Consider the following 12,960-nt stretch of genomic DNA (forward strand, 5'->3'; position numbering starts at 1 on the left):
GCTCTAGTCCGCTGCTCTCAACCGATATCCTATCCCGGTTTCGGTCAGGACGAAATGCGGCCGCTCCGGATCGGCTTCGATCTTTTGCCTGAGCTGCCGCACATAGACCCGCAGGTATTGCGCGTCGGTCAGTTCATCCCACAATTCGTTCAAAAGGAACCTGTGAGTCAGTACCTTGCCGGCGTGCTGCACCAGAACGCGCAACAACTCGTATTCCTTGGGTGACAGCTTGATCTCCCTGTCGCTGACCTTGACGATGCGGCGCACCAGATCGACCGTGAGATCGCCTGACCGGAACACCGGCCGTTCGCCGTGAACCTGCAACTGATGCCGCAACGCCGCACGCATGCGGGCGAGCAGTTCATCCATCCCGAACGGTTTGGTGAGGTAGTCGTCGGCGCCGAGGTCGAGCGCCTGGACCTTTCCCGCCTCATCGCCACGGCTCGACAGCACCACTACAGGCACGCTGTCGTTACGCCCGCGGATCATGCGCAGCAATTCATGACCCTGGATATCGGGAAGGCCGAGATCGAGAATGATGAGTGCGGGCTTCTCAGCCAGCAATTCGAGACCGAGCTTGCCGTTGGAGGCTTCCAGGATCTCGTAGCCCTGCGTGCTCAACCCCATCCGCAGCAGCTTGCGAATCGGTGGCTCATCATCGATGACGAGGACCTTGATCGGCGTGGCGCTCATGCGGCGGTGTCCAGTGCGTCAGGGATCGCCGGGATCGGCAATCGGATAGTCAGCACGGCGCCGCTTCGATCGGTGCGGTTGGCAGCCGAGATCGTGCCATGCATCGCCTCGACAAAGCCGCGCGAAATAGCAAGGCCAAGGCCGGTGCCGGGACGGACATGGTCGCCTTTCTGCGCGCGATAGAACTTGTCGAAAATGCTCTCCAGCTCCGCCGGCGGAATGCCGTCGCCTTCGTCGAAAATCTGGAGGCATACCGAATCGTAGTCCCGCAGGCTCCTGATCGAGATCGTGCTGTCCGCAGGCGCATACTTCGCGGCGTTATCCAGCAGATTGAAAAGCACCTGCTCGAACAATACCGCATCGAGCTCCAGCATCGGCACGTCTGCGGCGAGCTCAAGCGAGACCTTGTGCCGCACGAGGATCTTGCTGGCGCGCCGCAATGCGCTGCCGACGATCTCGCCGATATCGTGTCGCGCCGTGTTAGGTACGATGGCGCCGGACTCCAGCTTGGTCATGTCGAGCAGATTGGCGATGAAGCGATTGAGCCGTTCGGACTCGTCGATCACGGTCGCGAGCAGATCGCGCTTTTCGGTATCGCTCAGGCCGCTGGAGAGATCCCGGAGCATGCTGGCGGCGCCGAGAACCGAGGCCAAGGGCGTCTTCAAATCGTGCGAGATCGAGGTCAACAGCGCCGAGCGCAGGCGTTCCGACTCCACGGTGCGCCTGACGCGATCCATATCCTCGACCAGCAGCACCCGCTCGATCGCCAGCGCGCCTTGATCCACCAAGGCATCCAGCAGACGGCGTTGGTCAGGCGTGAGCAGGGGCCCGGTTTTGTCATCGTCGATGCCGATAACGCCGATCGGCCCGCGTCCGGTTCGCATCGGCAGGAACAGACGCTTGGCCCCCGGCAGCGTGTCCGAGCCGCGCCCCGCCGGGAGGTCGTTACTCCATGCCCAGTTCGCGGCGGCAAGATCGGCCTTGTCTAGCTGATCCTCAGGCGGGTAGCCCGTCTTCACGATCAGTATGCCTTCCTCGGGCAACAGCATGACCACGCGTACCCGGAGCATTAGCGCGGTCTGGTAGGCGGTCGCCCACAACACATCGTCGAGTGTCGCGGTGCCCGCAAGTTTGCGGCTGAAGGCGTAAAGCGATTCCGTGGTCCGCACTCTTCCGATCGCGGTGTCGGCCTGCGTGCGTACCCGTGCCGCGACGTTGGAAACCAGGATCGCGATCAGCATGAAGAAGAAGAACGCCGCAACGTTGGTCGGATCGGTGATCGTGAGGGTATAGACCGGCGGCAAAAAGAAGAAATTGTAACCCAGCGACGCAGCGACGCTGGCCAGCAACGATGGCCACAGGCCGAAGCGAACCGCCACGCTCACTACCGCTGTAAGGAACACCAGATCGACGTTCTCGATCCCAAACCAAGGATGGATCAGCTCGGCAGCCCCGAGGCTGATTGCCACGAACGCCAGCGCCATTAGATATGGCCGTACATCGAATGGCTCGGATCGCGCAGCCGTCTGCACCGCGGTCTTGGCAGCGGACACTGCAGGCAGTTCGTCGCCGGGGATCACATGCACGCTGATATTGCCGGCGCGCCGCACCAGGTCATGGACCACAGAGCCCCGGATGATCTCGAACCACCGGGAGCGCGTCGACTTTCCGATGACAATATGGGTCACGTTATTGGCGTGCGCGAAGCTGATTACATCATCGGCAATGCGGCGTCCAACACCAGGAATGGTCAGTGCCTCGCCTCCCAGCGCTTCGGCCAAACGCGATGTGTCGGCAAGCCGGTCGCGCTGCTCGTCGGTCAGTTGCAGGCTGCGCCGCGTCTCAATGCTGATAGCGGTCCAGGGCGCGTGCAGCCGGTCCGCGAGCCGCTTGGTGTAGCGCACGAGGCCTGCCGCCCGCGGATCCTCGCTGATGCAAACCAGGACGCGCTCGCCCGCGGCCCAGGGTCCGGCGATCGCGTTGGCCTGCATATGCGTAAGGAGCTGCTCATCGACGCGCTCAGCGGTCCGCCGCAGCGCCAGTTCGCGCAGCGCGGTCAGATTGCCCGGCGAGAAATAATGCTCGAGTGCCCGCTCGGCCTGCTTGGGGACATAGACTTTGCCCTCCTTCAGCCGCTGAATCAGGTCGTCCGGCGTGAGATCGATCAATTCGATGGCGTCCGCCCGGTCGAACACCGAATCCGGCACGGTCTCGCGCACCCGGACATGCGTGATCTGGGCGACTACGTCGTTGAGGCTTTCGATATGCTGGATATTGACTGCGGTATAGACGTCGATGCCATGAGAGAGCAATTCCTCGACGTCGAGATAGCGCTTCGGATGACGGCTGCCCGGCGCATTGGTGTGGGCGAGTTCATCGACCAGTGCGATCCGCGGATGGCGCGCGATCAGCGCATCGAGATCCATCTCCTCGAGAATCTGATCCTTGTATTCGAGCCGTTTGCGCGGGATAACTTCAAGGCCGTGCAGCAGTACTTCGGTCTCCGCGCGTCCGTGGGTTTCGACGATGCCAACCACGACGTCGGCGCCGGCCTTTCGCTTGGCGTGCGCACTCTGCAACATCTCGTAGGTCTTGCCGACGCCCGGTGCGGCGCCGACAAAGATCTTGAGACGGCCGGCCTGATCGTTCTCTCGCCGCGCGGCTTCCAGCAGCGCGTCCGGCGAGGGTCTTTTTTCAAGGTCGCGGAGTTGATTTGCCATGCGGCAATATAGCCCTCACGCCCGATACCGCCTAGGTAGCTTTATTTGGTCGCAGCCGCATCCAGCGCCAAATTCAGCGCCAGCACGTTGACGCGCGGCTCCCCGAGCAAGCCGGCGAAGCGGCCTGTGGTGTTCTCCGTGACCAGCGCGCGGACGCGGTTTTCCGGCATATTCCGCGCCTTGGCGACACGCGGCACCTGGAATAGCGCGCCCTCCGGCGAGATATCGGGATCGAGGCCGCTGCCAGACGTGGTGACGAGATCAATCGGAACGGGCACGGAAGGATTCTCGGCTTTTAGCTTGTCGACGTCTTCCTTGACGCGGTCATTCAGCGCCTTGCTGGTCGGCCCGAGGTTGGAGCCGCCCGAATTGGCTGCATTGTACGGCGCCGGGACCGTCTTGGTGGAATCAGCGGGATCCGGCGCTAACGTCGCCGAGGGCCGACCATGGAAATACTTGTCGTCCTTGAATTCCTGCCCGATCAGGGCGGAGCCGACCACCTTGCCGTCCCTCTCGATCAGGCTGCCCTGCGCCTGCTTCGGAAAGATCACCCCCGCAATCGCGGTCATGGCGAGCGGATAGGCCAGGCCCGTGATCAGCGTCAGCAGGACCAGGACGATGATGGCGGGGCGAATTTCTCTCAAAATGACAGTTTCTCCTCAGTAGTTGCCCCCGTCATTGCGAGGAGCGAAGCGACGAAGCAATCCAATCTTTCTTCTCGGCTCCTGGATTGCTTCGCGGCGCTCGCAATCACGGTGTCAAGCCAGATGCAAGGCAGTGACGACGAGGTCGATGGCCTTGATGCCGATGAACGGAATGATAATGCCGCCGACGCCGTAGATCAGCAGGTTGCGCTTTAACAGCGCGCCGGCGCCGACGGCGCGATACGCCACGCCTTTCAAGGCAAGCGGAATTAGCGCGATGATGATCAGCGCATTAAAGATGATCGCCGACAGGATGGCGCTCTGCGGGCTCGTCAGGTGCATGATATTGAGCGCCTGGAGCTGCGGATAGAACGCTAGGAAGATCGCCGGGATGATGGCGAAATACTTCGCGACGTCATTGGCGATCGAGAACGTGGTGAGCGCGCCGCGGGTCATCAATAGCTGCTTGCCGATCTCGACCACCTCGATCAGTTTGGTCGGATTGGAGTCGAGATCGACCATGTTGCCGGCCTCGCGCGCGGCTTGCGTTCCGGTGTTCATGGCGACGCCGACGTCTGCTTGTGCGAGTGCCGGCGCATCGTTGGTGCCGTCGCCGCACATCGCGACCAGCTTGCCCTTGGCCTGCTCGTCGCGAATGAGCTTCAGCTTATCTTCGGGCGTGGCCTGCGCGAGAAAATCATCGACGCCGGCTTCCGCGGCGATTGCCGCCGCCGTCATCGGGTTGTCGCCTGTTATCATCACGGTGCGGATGCCCATGCGACGCAGTTCGGCGAAGCGCTCGCGGATGCCGCCCTTGACGATGTCTTTCAGGTGCACGACGCCGAGCAGACGACCATCCTTGGCGACCGCGAGCGGGGTGCCGCCGGCTTTTGCGATCTCGTCCGAGATCGTCTGGATCTCGCGGGCAATGTCGGAATTTGCCGTGCTCTGGATGGCCCTGACGGTGTTTCCGGAGGCCATGGCTTGTGCCATCCCGCCCCCGACGAAGTTCAGGATCGCGTCGACCGCGCCCTTGCGGACCGATGATGCGCCGGCGTCGACGCCGCTCATGCGGGTTTGCGCCGTAAACGGAATGAACGTTGCGTTAAGTTCCGCCATGTCGCGGCTGCGAATGCCGTACTTTTCCTTGGCGAGCACGACGATCGAGCGGCCCTCCGGAGTTTCATCAGCCAATGAGGCAAGCTGCGCGGCATCGGCGAGCTCCAGCTCGGTCACGCCGCGGACGGGGCGGAACGCGGTCGCCTGCCGGTTGCCGAGCGTGATGGTGCCGGTCTTGTCGAGCAGCAGCGTATCGACGTCGCCCGCCGCCTCGACCGCACGGCCCGACATCGCCAGCACGTTGAAGCGCACCAGCCGGTCCATGCCGGCGATGCCGATTGCCGACAGCAGCGCGCCGATGGTGGTCGGGATCAGCGTCACGAACAGCGCCACCAGCACGACCACCGAAATCGAACCGCCGGCATAAGCGGCATAGCTGGGGATGGTAACGGTCGCGAACACAAAGATGATGGTCAGGCCCGCGAGCAGGATATTGAGCGCGATCTCGTTCGGCGTCTTCTGCCGCTCGGCGCCCTCGACCAGCTTGATCATGCGATCGATAAAGGTCGATCCCTGCGCCGCCGTGATGCGGACGCGAATCCAGTCCGACAGCACCTGCGTGCCGCCGGTGACCGCCGAGCGGTCGCCTCCGGATTCGCGGATCACAGGCGCGGACTCGCCGGTGATCGCGGCCTCGTTGACCGAGGCCACTCCTTCGATCACTTCGCCGTCGGAAGGAATGTTGTCGCCGGCTTCGACCAGAACGATATCGCCGACCTTGAGGCCGGTGCCGGATACAAGGCGATAAGTTTTGTCAGAACCCGTCAACAGCTTGGCCTGACTGTCGGTCCGCGTTTTCCTGAGCGAATCGGCCTGGGCCTTGCCGCGGCCTTCCGCGACGGCCTCGGCGAAGTTGGCGAACAGCACCGTGAACCACAGCCACAGGATGATCTGGAAGGTGAAGCTGAGGCTCTCGCCGCCCGTCACCAGATCGCGCAGGAAGATTACAGTGGTCAGCGCGGCGACAACCTCGACCACGAACATCACGGGGTTCTTGATCATCAACCGCGGATCAAGCTTGGCGAAGGCGGAGCTGATGGCCGGCATCACGATCTTCGGATCCAGCATGGTCGATACCGGCGCCCGTTTTTGCAGTTTCAACGCTTCCATGGACGTAACTCCGAAAGAGATCGATCAGAACAGGGTGTTTGCCGTCATCGCGAGATGCTCGACGATTGGCCCGAGCGCGAGCGCCGGGAAAAAGGTGAGACCGCCGATGATCAGGATCACGCCGACAACGAGCCCCACGAACAGGCCGCCGGTGGTCGGGAACGTACCCGCCGACGCGGGATGCAGCTTCTTCCCGGCCAGCGAGCCGGCCAACACCATCGCCGGCACGATCATGAAGAAGCGGCCGACGAACATCGAAGTCGCGAGGGTCAGGTTGTAGAAGAAGGTGTTGCCGGTCAGGCCGGCAAAGGCCGAACCATTGTTGCCGGTTGCCGAGGTGAAGGCATAGAGCACTTCGGTGAAGCCGTGCGGACCGGCGTTGGCCATCGACGCCACTGCAGATGGCAGCACTACCGCGACGGCGGTCCAGCCGAGATACATCAGCGGCAACACCAGAATGGCGAGCATCGCCATCTTGACTTCGCGCGCCTCGATCTTCTTGCCCACATATTCGGGGGTGCGGCCGACCATCAGACCAGCGACGAAGATCGCGAGCACGACGAACAGCAGCATACCGTAAAGGCCGGCGCCGACGCCGCCGATGATGATCTCGCCGAGCTGCATGTTGATCAGCGGAATCATGCCGCCAAGCGCGGTGAAGCTGTCATGCATGGCATTGACGGCGCCGCAGGAGGCCGCTGTCGTAACCACCGCGAACAGCGACGAGGCGACGATACCGAAGCGGATTTCCTTGCCTTCCATGTTGCCGCCGGTCAGCCCGAGCGAGCTAAGCGCGGTGGTGCCGTTAGCTTCTGCCCAATATGTGACAGCGATACCGGCGATGAACAGTACACCCATCACACCCAGGATCGCCCAGCCCTGACGCTGGTTGCCGACCATGCGGCCGAACACATTGGTCAGCGCGGCGCCGATCAGGAAGATGGAAAGCATCTGGACGAAGTTCGACAATGCCGTCGGGTTCTCGAACGGGTGCGCGGCATTCGCATTGAAGAAGCCGCCGCCATTGGTGCCCAGCATCTTGATCGCGACCTGCGAAGCGACGGGACCAACCGCGATGGTCTGCTTGGCACCTTCCAGCGTCGTTGCATCGACATAGGCGCCGAGCGTCTGCGGCATGCCCTGCCAGACCAAGAAGAGTGTGTAGACCACGCAGATCGGCAAAAGCACATAGAGCGTAGTGCGCGTCACATCTATCCAGAAATTGCCAATGGTCCGCATCGAGGAGCGGGAGAAGCCGCGGATCAGCGCCACCGCAAGCGAGATGCCGGTTGCCGCCGAGAGGAAATTCTGGTGCGTCAGGCCAAGCATCTGCACGAGGTAGGACATCGTGCTTTCGCCGCCGTAGTTCTGCCAGTTGGTGTTGGTGATGAAGCTGATCGCCGTATTGAAGGAAAGGTCTGGCGCGACCGCGGACTGTTCCTGCGGGTTGAACGGCAGAACGGCCTGAAGCCGCATCAGCGTGTAAAGGATGAGAAAGCCGCCGACATGGAAAAACAACATAGCGACTGTATAGGTCAGCCAATGCTGCTCACGTCTCTCGTCGACGCCGCCGATCCAGTAAAGTCCGGCCTCGACCGGCCGCAGGATCGGGGAGAGGAACGTGCGCTCGCCATTGAAGACGCGCGTCATGTACCAGCCGAGCGGTTTGACCAGCGCGACGATGATCGCGCAGAACAGAAAAATTTGAATCCAGCCAATGGCGGTCATGGTGTATGCCTTGAGGTTTGCGCGTGTTTTGTGCCGGAATGCGATTAAAACCGCTCGGGCCGTAGCAGGGCGTAGGTCAGGTAAAACAGCAGGCCCAAGGAGACGAGACCGGCGAGTGAATAGTCGAAGATCATGGCCGTTCTCCTAAAGTCGTTCGCAGGCGTAGGCGTACCCCACCGACGCTACGAAGAAGCCGAGGCCGAGGGCCAGAATGACGACATCCAGCATGAGATGCTCCTTGCGCGCTTTGCTTCCGTGCGCGGGAAAACGGATTGCGATGGATCGGATTGCGATGGATCAAGTCTGATCGCATATGCAATCCTGACTTTACCGGTATCAGAGGCGATGAGGTGCCACTCCCCGCATATGTTTTCGAGGCAGCTGCACGGGGAATTTTATAGGAATTGCATAAATGCGCGGTCTCATGCCACGCTTGCAGTCCAACTCTCGATTTTTAGGATAGTTGCGGACGGAATCGTGGTCTTGCAGACTTCAACGCGTTTTCCAGAAATGCACGTTTAGTTCCAGAAATGCACATTTATGAAATTCCTATATCTCGGACTTTCATTCCATCTCGTTTTCAAATGGCGTTCTGATCATTTTGCGGGCGGCTGCTGTTCGCGGCCGTGCCTTATGTGAGATGACGCCATGTTAGCTCTTTCAGAACATCATGATTCCCTCGAAATCAGCGATCGGCTGCGCGACGCGAACGCCGTGACAACTGATCTCATCTCAGAGATCATCGGCGAGACCTGCCGGCGCTTTCCGTCCGCGGGGCAGGCCGAGAAGACGGCGCGGATCGAACGATTGGTTGGGTCGGGGGCCTGGACCGATGCAGCGCTCGCGCTGATCGACCTGGAATTGCCGCTATGGCAGGTTCGCCGTATCGCCTATGACGAGGGCGAGTGGTATTGCGCGCTCTCGCGCCAGCGCGAGCTTCCTGATTGGCTCGACCGATCGATCGAAGCCCGTCATGCGGATTTGCCGCTGGCGATCTTGAGCGCGTTCGTCGACGCCAAGCGCAATGCGGCGCCGTCGAGCAGGACCAGCGTTCCCACTGTATCGCGCGACGTTAGCCCGCTCTACGAGCCCGTCCTAAGCGATAATTTCGGCTAGAGCCTTTCCCGTTTCGATAAAATCGAAACGGTGCTCCAGCTTCTTGATTTGACGCGTTTCTTGATGCGAACCGGTCTCCACTTCGCTTGAAACGCTCTATGCCGCAACCAACGATCGTCGGAGTTTCGCATCTTGGCGCAGGTCCCGAATCTACCGCGAGAACTAAGATCCGCCCAGGTGATCGTTCGCTTTTTCCTGCGAACGATCATCCTGGCTGTTTTCGCCGCCTTTGGCAGCATCGGCTTCGGCAGAAGTCTCGCCGCGCTGCTGGGGATGTCCATCATCCTAAGCTCGGTCGTCGGCGCCATGAGGCGCGAGCCGCCGTTCGACGCAGTGCTCAATCACTGGGATGAAACGGTGGCCTACGCGGCATTGTTTTTCCTGGTCAGCAGTTTCAATCACGTCGTCCCGGTCTGAGACAGCATCGCGCGATCTTATACGCCTCTTATGAGATCGTTGCCTTGTCGCCCTCGAATTCATATCCGGCCGGGAGGATATTGGCACCATGAGTCAAGCAGTCTCCCGACCACAACCATCCGAACACTCGCAGACAAAATAACACAGCGACGGAAGGCCCGTGGCGTGGGTATCGCGCGTCACTCGTCACCAGAAGGAATACCAACGTGAAGCTCGTCGAACCTCCATCGTGTAGCTCCGCATCTAGAATCGTGTTCATTGGCAAGAACAAACGCGGCAACTGGGTCGCCCAGGAACAGAACGGTCTCTACGGCGGCCTGTTCGTCAATCGCGCGCAAGCCGTCAAGTACGCGCTGTTCGAGAACGGCCATCACCCGGAAAGCATCATCGAGCTGTCGCGCGAAGTTGAGCTCGATATGAGCGGCAAGTTCTCATCCTCCGATCGCATATTCGCTGCCGCCAACACGCGGCGCGCTGCATGATCAACCTAACAGCCGTCACACAGGAGAGCCAAATGGTTCAGCCTCATTCCGGTTCAAACCGCGAGCAGGTCGTCGATACCATGATCGGGCTCACCCGCTTGTCGAATCTGCATCGCGCCATTGTCGCCGGCAGCGACAGCCTCGAACTCTATCTTGCGCTGCGGCGACGCGGGTTCATTCGCGTGGCCACTACCACAACCTGCCGTATTCCGAAGAGGCAGCATGCGGTCGGCCTGATCACGGGGCAGAACACATTTCAGGCCCTTGAGGCTGCCCTCACCGAGATATCGCAGTTCCTCAGCGCCAGTGCCGCCATTGCTGTCCTGATCGACTCTCGCGAAAGCGGCTTCTGCCTGAAGGTCCGGGCGAGGCTAGAACGGATGGGTTTTCGGATCGAGGCGGGCGTCAGGTGCCAGCAGGGCCTTTTGCTTTCCGCCTATCGGCAAGGCTTCGTCCAGATGGAAAAACGCGGCGTGAAACCCCATGACGTCCCTTGCAAATCCCGCTACCTGGCTGGCCGGCTACATACCCGATCTTGCCACACCGTTTGATGAAAAGGGCGCGGTCGATCTGGCAGCATTCGCGAAGCTTTGCGAACGTCAGATCGAAGCGGGCGTCTCGGCGATCGTGGTCTGCGAAACCACCGGCGAGGCCTCAACCCTGACACCAGCTGAGCAAGAAACGATCATCCGTGCTGCCATCGAGATCGCGCGAGGTCGCGTCCGCGTAATCGCCGGGGCGGGATCGAATTCAACCAGCCAGGCTATCGAGTTGACGCAGCGGGCCGAAGCAGCAGGCGCCGATGCAGTCCTTTCGGTCGTGCCTTACTATAACAAACCGATGCAGGCCGGCATTCATGCGCACTTCCGGGCGATCGCCATCTCGACCGCGCTGCCGATCATCCTGCACGACATTCCCTCCAGAACCTTCCGCGAGTTATCCGACGACACACTCGCGCGGCTGGCGGAATCGAGACAGTTCATCGGATTGAGGGACGCCACCGGCGACATGCCGCGTCTCATACGCTTGCGGCCGCGGCTGCCGACCGCGTTTCGGCTGTTATCCGGAGACGACGCCACTTCGCTCGCCTTTATCGCCACCGGCGGGGATGGTTGCATCTCGATGGTATCGAATGTCGCGCCCGACCTGTGCCGGGCGATCTTTTCGAACTGCAGACAGGGACGATTGCAGTCCGCCAGGTACCTGCAAAATCGGCTGACGCCGCTGACCGCTTGCCTCACCAAAGAAAGCCCGGCCGCCCTGAAGTATGCCTTGTGCCTGCTCGGCTTCATGTCGCCGAACACACGCTTGCCCATCGTTGAACTGGCCGATTCGGCGAAAGCCGAGCTCGCGAGTGCGATCGCCGAGATCGGCGATGAGGATCTCGCCTGTTCGATCGAAAGCTGGCACGGGCCTCGCCTTCGCGAGGGACACGCGCGGTCCCTTCGAACGGATTTCCAATTCACCGGGAAGGCGTGACACGATCGACGCAGGTAGCGCAGAAGCGCACCGCTGTTCCGTGACTTCACGGACCACGTCCACACGGTTCAGGAGCAGATCGACTCGCTTCGAGAGGTCCTTGCCTTTGCCTTCGATACGAGCCTTCTGGTCGGCCAGGCTCAGGAGACCGCCGTCTCCAAAAAACTTGGCTCATGGCTTGCCATCATCGCGGTCCCCACCGCGATCGCGGGTCTCTACGGTATGAATTTCAAGAACATGCCGGAACTGGAATGGGAGTATGGTTGCTTCGCCGTTGTCGGCGTGATCCTGCTTGCGTGCGCGGCGCTGTTCTGGCGATTCCGACGCGTCGGATGGTTGTAAACCGGCAGCCGGCGACCTTCTCTTGAATGATCTCAGGATTCAGATGGAATCGAAGGATTTCCTGATCCCAATTTGGGCCAAAGCGCCACCAGCCAATGTATCATTCCCTACGTTCCTTCATCCTCGTCACCATCATTTCGGCGACCAGGTGACTGGAGGGCGAGACGTTCCGCGAAGCAAGTCGCACCAAGGTGACCTGCGTTGCTTCTAGGCGCTTTTCCTTCAGCGGGACCGCCACGAGCGTGCCAGCAATTAATGCAGGCATCGCAGTATCCCTTGGCAAAAACGTAGCCAATTCGGTCCGGGCGGCTAGCGCTTGCGCGAAGGCGAGGGAATTGGTTTCGTTGCAAATCTCCAGGCGAACCTGGGCCTGCGCGCAGGCCCGATCGATTTCCTGACGGATGCCGAATGAAGGATCGGGGACGACGACACGCAGGCCCGCCAGGTCCTTTACGGTGCAACTGCTTTTCGTCGCCAATGGATGGTTCGGCGCAACGATCAGGCATAGCGATTGTCGCATGCGGGCGAGTTCAATCAAATCGCGCCGCGGCGCCCGTCCGAAGACGAAGCCGAGGTCGACGTCGTTGTGCCCCACAAGTTCAGCGACGTCCCGTGAACCGACCACGGTCAGTGCAATCGAGATACCCGGATATTCTCCCGCGAGATCGACAACAAAATCTGAAAGAAAGCTGGCCAACAATCCTTCAACAGTAGCGATCTTCACCTGGCCGCGGCGCAGCGAGTCGAACTCCTCGACCTTGCTGCGTAACCCGTCCAACTGGTTTCGGTTCTCGATTGCATAGCGATAGAGCACGTGTCCAGCGTCGGTCAGATTCATGCCGCGTGCGCCGCGCTCGAACAGCTTGACGGACAGCTCTTCTTCCAGCCCCTGCACCTGCCGGCTAATGGCTGACGGCGCGATCCGCAACGATGCCGCCGCCTGTTTGATCGAACCGCACTCGGTAACGACCCGGAAATACCGTACGGCGGTAGATTCGATCATCTCGCCCTTCCAAATTCGGCTGCTCAACAATCCGGCAGCTTCTGACTAGAGGTCTGATTTTCAGACCGATAGCGTCTAATTTCAATGCTTTTATTCGAAAGCTGGAT

General features: G+C 60.8%; 12 protein-coding genes and 1 pseudogene. 6 read left to right on the forward strand and 7 right to left on the reverse strand.

Translation table 11 applies throughout. The annotated features are described in order from the left end of the window. Nucleotides 1–3: 3 nt before the first annotated feature. From N554_RS0131185 to N554_RS36860, 6 genes are all read right to left on the reverse strand, one after another. Nucleotides 4–693: a response regulator gene (locus tag N554_RS0131185; protein WP_029587015.1), complete on the reverse strand. Its 690-nt coding sequence runs from the start codon at nucleotides 691–693 to the stop codon at nucleotides 4–6. Further along, nucleotides 690–3,413, reverse strand: a complete 2,724-nt coding sequence (locus N554_RS0131190; protein ID WP_029587016.1) for a sensor histidine kinase — start codon at nucleotides 3,411–3,413, stop codon at nucleotides 690–692. Before N554_RS0131190 ends, N554_RS0131185 begins: the two co-directional genes overlap by 4 nt. A 41-nt stretch (nucleotides 3,414–3,454) precedes the next feature. Then, complete coding sequence (locus tag N554_RS0131195) at nucleotides 3,455–4,060, reverse strand: K(+)-transporting ATPase subunit C (RefSeq protein WP_029587017.1); 606 nt, start codon at nucleotides 4,058–4,060, stop codon at nucleotides 3,455–3,457. 111 nt (nucleotides 4,061–4,171) lie between these two features. Further along, the gene (gene kdpB / locus N554_RS0131200) at nucleotides 4,172–6,286 is read right to left on the reverse strand and encodes a potassium-transporting ATPase subunit KdpB (RefSeq protein ID WP_029587018.1); all 2,115 of its coding nucleotides are present in this window, start codon (nucleotides 6,284–6,286) and stop codon (nucleotides 4,172–4,174) included. Between the two features lie 24 nt (nucleotides 6,287–6,310). Continuing rightward, nucleotides 6,311–8,014, reverse strand: a complete 1,704-nt coding sequence (gene kdpA / locus N554_RS0131205) for a potassium-transporting ATPase subunit KdpA (RefSeq protein ID WP_029587019.1) — start codon at nucleotides 8,012–8,014, stop codon at nucleotides 6,311–6,313. Nucleotides 8,015–8,058: 44 nt separating this feature from the next. Next, nucleotides 8,059–8,148: a K(+)-transporting ATPase subunit F gene (locus tag N554_RS36860; RefSeq protein ID WP_016846764.1), complete on the reverse strand. Its 90-nt coding sequence runs from the start codon at nucleotides 8,146–8,148 to the stop codon at nucleotides 8,059–8,061. A gap of 514 nt (nucleotides 8,149–8,662) precedes the next feature. Here N554_RS36860 and N554_RS0131220 point away from each other — a divergent pair. The 6 genes and pseudogenes from N554_RS0131220 to N554_RS39260 form a co-directional block, all read left to right on the forward strand. Next, nucleotides 8,663–9,130, forward strand: coding sequence for a hypothetical protein (locus tag N554_RS0131220; protein ID WP_029587021.1), 468 nt, complete (start codon nucleotides 8,663–8,665; stop codon nucleotides 9,128–9,130). 177 nt (nucleotides 9,131–9,307) lie between these two features. Further along, entirely contained in the window at nucleotides 9,308–9,547 is a 240-nt protein-coding gene (locus N554_RS0131225) for a hypothetical protein (RefSeq protein WP_245283771.1), read from the forward strand. 206 nt (nucleotides 9,548–9,753) lie between these two features. After that, the gene (locus tag N554_RS0131230) at nucleotides 9,754–10,029 is read left to right on the forward strand and encodes a hypothetical protein (protein WP_029587023.1); all 276 of its coding nucleotides are present in this window, start codon (nucleotides 9,754–9,756) and stop codon (nucleotides 10,027–10,029) included. A gap of 32 nt (nucleotides 10,030–10,061) precedes the next feature. After that, nucleotides 10,062–10,580 (forward strand): hypothetical protein, encoded by a 519-nt coding sequence (locus N554_RS0131235; RefSeq protein ID WP_197033820.1) that lies wholly within the window; start codon nucleotides 10,062–10,064, stop codon nucleotides 10,578–10,580. After that, nucleotides 10,513–11,508 carry a 4-hydroxy-tetrahydrodipicolinate synthase gene (gene dapA / locus N554_RS0131240; protein ID WP_081851521.1) on the forward strand — a complete coding sequence of 332 codons (996 nt, stop codon included), beginning with the start codon at nucleotides 10,513–10,515 and terminating at the stop codon, nucleotides 11,506–11,508. The genes N554_RS0131235 and dapA overlap by 68 nt, the downstream gene beginning before the upstream one ends. A 30-nt stretch (nucleotides 11,509–11,538) precedes the next feature. Next, nucleotides 11,539–11,850: pseudogene (locus tag N554_RS39260) on the forward strand (CorA family divalent cation transporter); the annotation flags it as partial. A 100-nt stretch (nucleotides 11,851–11,950) separates the two neighbouring features. Here N554_RS39260 and N554_RS0131250 read toward each other — a convergent pair. Beyond that, nucleotides 11,951–12,853 (reverse strand): LysR family transcriptional regulator, encoded by a 903-nt coding sequence (locus N554_RS0131250; RefSeq protein WP_029587026.1) that lies wholly within the window; start codon nucleotides 12,851–12,853, stop codon nucleotides 11,951–11,953. Nucleotides 12,854–12,960 lie beyond the last annotated feature (107 nt).

It is taken from the genome of Bradyrhizobium sp. URHD0069, assembly GCF_000701345.1.
In the GTDB taxonomy this organism is placed as follows: Bacteria; Pseudomonadota; Alphaproteobacteria; order Rhizobiales; family Xanthobacteraceae; genus Bradyrhizobium.

Excerpts from the sequence above, each read along its gene's own strand:
- N554_RS0131185 (WP_029587015.1), bottom strand. The coding sequence starts at position 693 with ATGAGCGCCACGCCGATCAAGGTCCTCGTCATCGATGATGAGCCACCG.
- N554_RS0131190 (WP_029587016.1), bottom strand. The coding sequence starts at position 3,413 with ATGGCAAATCAACTCCGCGACCTTGAAAAAAGACCCTCGCCGGACGCG.
- kdpB (WP_029587018.1), bottom strand. The coding sequence starts at position 6,286 with ATGGAAGCGTTGAAACTGCAAAAACGGGCGCCGGTATCGACCATGCTG.
- kdpA (WP_029587019.1), bottom strand. The coding sequence starts at position 8,014 with ATGACCGCCATTGGCTGGATTCAAATTTTTCTGTTCTGCGCGATCATC.
- N554_RS36860 (WP_016846764.1), bottom strand. The coding sequence starts at position 8,148 with ATGATCTTCGACTATTCACTCGCCGGTCTCGTCTCCTTGGGCCTGCTG.
- N554_RS0131220 (WP_029587021.1), top strand. The coding sequence starts at position 8,663 with ATGTTAGCTCTTTCAGAACATCATGATTCCCTCGAAATCAGCGATCGG.
- N554_RS0131235 (WP_197033820.1), top strand. The coding sequence starts at position 10,062 with ATGGTTCAGCCTCATTCCGGTTCAAACCGCGAGCAGGTCGTCGATACC.
- dapA (WP_081851521.1), top strand. The coding sequence starts at position 10,513 with ATGACGTCCCTTGCAAATCCCGCTACCTGGCTGGCCGGCTACATACCC.
- N554_RS0131250 (WP_029587026.1), bottom strand. The coding sequence starts at position 12,853 with ATGATCGAATCTACCGCCGTACGGTATTTCCGGGTCGTTACCGAGTGC.